The following is a 2,369-nucleotide window of genomic DNA, read 5'->3' on the forward strand; positions in this document are numbered from 1 at the left end:
GTATGCGTCTAGCGAAGTACACCTAGCATCGATGTTCTGATTGTCTAAAAATACCTGCTCAATGATAAATTTGGAGCAGGTGATGAAAACATACAGAACAACTACTCAGTGGCAGATGCTACTTCAACAACGCGGCTCGTTTAGTGGCACTAATATCGAATTTTGCCAACACCATAATGTCTCTATCACCACTTACTATAAACAGCGCGCTTTACTGGCTGAGTATCAGCCTAATTCAACCTTGCCAGTGCAAACAACGAACCCCACATCATCACGTTTTATTCAGTTAAAACAAACCACCACTGAAGTTTGCGCGCAAACTCATCAAAATGTGGTGCAGTTTGATATCCGCACAGGCCAGTTAATGTTTCCTGCCAATTTAGCAACGAACGATATCGTTGCCATCATTAAAGGGCTGATGGCATGAAGATGTTTGTTGATGTGCCCACCGTTTATTTATGTGCGGATGTGGTCGATTTTCGTAAATCGATTAATGGATTAGCCGCCTTAGTGGAAGCAGAGCTTGAACTACCGGTGCTCAGTGGTGCGCTATTTGTGTTTTGTAATAAAGGGCGCGACAAACTCAAACTGCTGTACTGGGATAACACCGGGTTTTCCCTGTGGTATAAGCGATTAGATAAACATAAGTTCAAATGGCCTAAACTCATGTCACCCACCATGACATTAACCGAGCAACAATTACACTGGTTATTAGCGGGTTATGATGTGATTGGCCACAGCAAAATTGATGTCGCAGGTAAGCAAGTGCTTTAATTATTCAAAAGATATGGCGATCGATTGATGATCATCAAAGTCAGCTCAGTTAGCACTGGAAAGCCTTTCGTTATGCCTTAAAATAGGCTTCATGAAAAATGTACTCGCCCTTCAACAGCGTATTGCTGAACTTGAAAAACTGTTAGCGCAGAAGGATGCACAAATCGCAGCCTTGGAAGAGCGCTGGCGCTTGGCCCAACAAAAACAATTCGGCAAAAGTGCTGAAGGCTTTGTAGGGCAAGGCGAGCTGTTTAATGAAGTGGAAGAGATTGTTGAGGAAGTTGAGGCAGAGCAACAATCCATTAGCTACACCCGTAAAAAGCCGGTGCGAAAGCCACTACCAAAAGACTTACCCCGAGAGCAGGTTATTCACGATATAGCAGATAAAACCTGTGATTGTTGTGGCGGTGAGCTACATAAAATGGGTGAAGATAAGTCAGAAAAGCTTGAGTTTATTCCCGCTCAAATCAAAGTGATTGAGCACATTCGGCCTAAGTACGCCTGCCGTCACTGTGATAAATCCTCAACTCAAACACAGATAAAGCAAGCCTCAATGCCTGCCATGCCCATCAACAAAGGCATTGCAACAAGCAGTTTGCTCAGTCAGCTTATCACCAGTAAATACCAATATGGGTTACCGCTTTATCGCCAGGAAGCCATGTTCAAGCAATACGGTATTGAGCTCAGTCGCCAGACCATGAGCAGCTGGATAGACAAATCCGCTGCACTCTTCGCGCCACTAGTTGAGCGACTTAAAGCCGAGCTGTTAAAGCAGCCCACGTTGTTTGCCGATGAAACGCCATTAAAGGTGGTGAAATCCGATAAAGTGAACAGCTACATGTGGGTGTATTGCTCAGGTCGAGATTCACCAGACCCGAATAATCCTATCCCTAATATCGTGCTTTACGACTTCCACAATAGTCGCGCGGCCGCCTGCGTGGTTAATTATCTTGATGGATATCAAGGGTATTTACACGTGGATGGTTATCAGGCCTATGCCAAAACAGAGGCAACCTTAATCGGCTGTTGGGCTCATGCTCGTCGTAAATTTATCGACGCGAAAAAGCTACAAGGGAAAAATAAAACCGGCAAAGCGGATGTGGTATTGAGCCTTATCCAAAAACTGTACGGCGTTGAGTCACGCGTTAAAGATAAAAGTGTGGATGATAAATACACGACAAGACAACAAGCCAGTGTGCCTATACTGGACAAGCTAAAAGCATGGCTTGAGCAGAACCAGCCAAATTTAGTGGGCAATACCAAACTGATTGAGGCGGCTAATTACCTGGCTAATCAATGGCACAAACTCATTCGTTATGTGGATGATGGACGACTCAGCATCGATAACAATAGAGCTGAACGTGCAGTAAAACCGTTTGTGATAGGCCGAAAGAATTGGTTATTTAGCCAAACGGCTAACGGTGCACATGCCAGTGCCACCCTTTACAGTATTGTGGAAACCGCCAAAATAAATGGTCTAATCCCATTTGATTACATCATGGTTTGCCTTGATGAACTGTGTAAACCAGAACCCAATATCGATAGCTTGTTACCCTGGAATTTTAAACAGTAGCTGTGGTTCGCTTGACGGTTAC

Annotated in this window: 3 protein-coding genes; all 3 read left to right on the forward strand. The window is 44.3% G+C overall.

Features of this window, described 5'->3' with window-relative positions:
* Nucleotides 1–82: 82 nt before the first annotated feature.
* The 3 genes from AAEY98_RS22075 (at nt 83) to tnpC (ending at nt 2,347) form a co-directional block, all read left to right on the forward strand.
* Nucleotides 83–427, forward strand: coding sequence for an IS66 family insertion sequence element accessory protein TnpB (locus AAEY98_RS22075; protein WP_182774132.1), 345 nt, complete (start codon nt 83–85; stop codon nt 425–427).
* Complete coding sequence (gene tnpB / locus AAEY98_RS22080) at nt 424–774, forward strand: IS66 family insertion sequence element accessory protein TnpB (protein ID WP_182774134.1); 351 nt, start codon at nt 424–426, stop codon at nt 772–774. Before AAEY98_RS22075 ends, tnpB begins: the two co-directional genes overlap by 4 nt.
* A gap of 91 nt (nt 775–865) precedes the next feature.
* Nucleotides 866–2,347, forward strand: a complete 1,482-nt coding sequence (gene tnpC / locus AAEY98_RS22085; protein WP_351019680.1) for an IS66 family transposase — start codon at nt 866–868, stop codon at nt 2,345–2,347.
* Nucleotides 2,348–2,369 lie beyond the last annotated feature (22 nt).

It is taken from the genome of Shewanella sp. AC91-MNA-CIBAN-0169, assembly GCF_040310165.1.
Classification (GTDB): Bacteria; Pseudomonadota; Gammaproteobacteria; order Enterobacterales; family Shewanellaceae; genus Shewanella.